Origin of the sequence: Vibrio sp. Vb1337 (assembly GCF_033338715.1) — a bacterium.
In the GTDB taxonomy this organism is placed as follows: domain Bacteria; phylum Pseudomonadota; class Gammaproteobacteria; order Enterobacterales; family Vibrionaceae; genus Vibrio; species Vibrio alginolyticus.
In genome coordinates this window covers 1-1,275 of the sequence record NZ_JAWOTD010000130.1, presented here as the reverse complement: position 1 = coordinate 1,275, position 1,275 = coordinate 1, and the positions used below count along the sequence as shown (strand labels likewise).

The 1,275-nt window shown below is 46.2% G+C and carries 1 protein-coding gene; it reads left to right on the top strand.

The annotated features are described in order from the left end of the window. The coding region (locus R7E42_RS24455; RefSeq protein WP_318073157.1) for a sensor histidine kinase at positions 1–1,275 on the top strand (1,275 nt) is incomplete at both ends.

The following is a 1,275-nucleotide window of genomic DNA, read 5'->3' as shown; positions in this document are numbered from 1 at the left end:
AAAATCTAGATGCATTTTTGCATTTGGGGGCATCTTATGCGCATGTCGATAAACTGCTTGGCCTTTTCAGCTCCCCCCGCTATCAACGTAATTTGGAATCAAGAGCGAGGCTGATGAATGGCGACATGCCACGCAGCGATTATGCGGCTTACCTTGACGAACTCGATTTTCGGGTTCAGCGATTGCAAATGATGATTGAAGGATTTACTCGTCAAGCTGAGCAATCCCTACTTACTCAAGTCAATGAGCAAAAACGAAATGTATTGCTCATTACCTGTGGTGTTGCGGTAGTTCTTCTCTTGCTTGGCTGGCTGGGGGTTGCCACTTGGTATCGTGTTAACAGCAAGATTGGCGCAATCATTCATGCTCTTAATGCCCTTGTTAATGAGGAAGAAAAAGAGAAAAAAGTCGCAGTCGATGGTAGTGAAGAGTTCACTCTCTTTGCGCAGCAAGTCAATCGTGTGGTGGAAGAAAAGCAAAGGCAAACTCACGAAATCCTGCACGCCAAAGAGTCGGCAGTGGCAGCCAATAGAGCAAAATCTGTATTTCTTGCCAACATGTCCCATGAGATTCGAACGCCGTTGAATGGCATCATGGGGATGACTGAAATTTTGTCGCAAAGTGAGCTATCACCTCATCAACAAGAAGTCGTGGATGACATCGATACCTCTTCTCACACTTTGCTTGCATTGCTAAACGATATTCTAGATTTGTCTAAGATCGAGTCGGGGCGCCTCGAATTGTCGTTGGTTGAAGCTGACATTCGCGACGTCGTTTATCAATCGGTGATTTTGTTTCAATCTAAAGCCACGTCTAAACAGCTTGAACTCGATATTTCATTGGATGAAAACATTCCGGCTCGCGTGATGGTCGATGATCATCGCATCAAACAGATCATTACTAATCTGGTTTCCAATGCCGTTAAGTTTACTGAACAAGGCTATATCTCAGTCGACGTGAGCTACGAAGAAGCGTTAGAGCAAGGGCGAGGTTCGCTCACATTCCTTATCAAGGATTCGGGCATCGGCATTGAAAGGGACAAACTGGCGACCATTTTTGAGCCGTTTACTCAGGAAGACGAAGGCGTTTCAAGACAGTTTGGCGGGACAGGGCTAGGGCTTGCGATTTGTCGCCAACTAGTGTCAATGATGGGAGGCAAGCTAGTGGCAACCTCGACCAAGGGGGTGGGCACATGCTTTGGTTTTTCAATAGAAGTAGAGGCGTTACCTCTCTTTGGTTGGCATTCCGATGTGGTCAAAAGAGGGCTCTTTATAT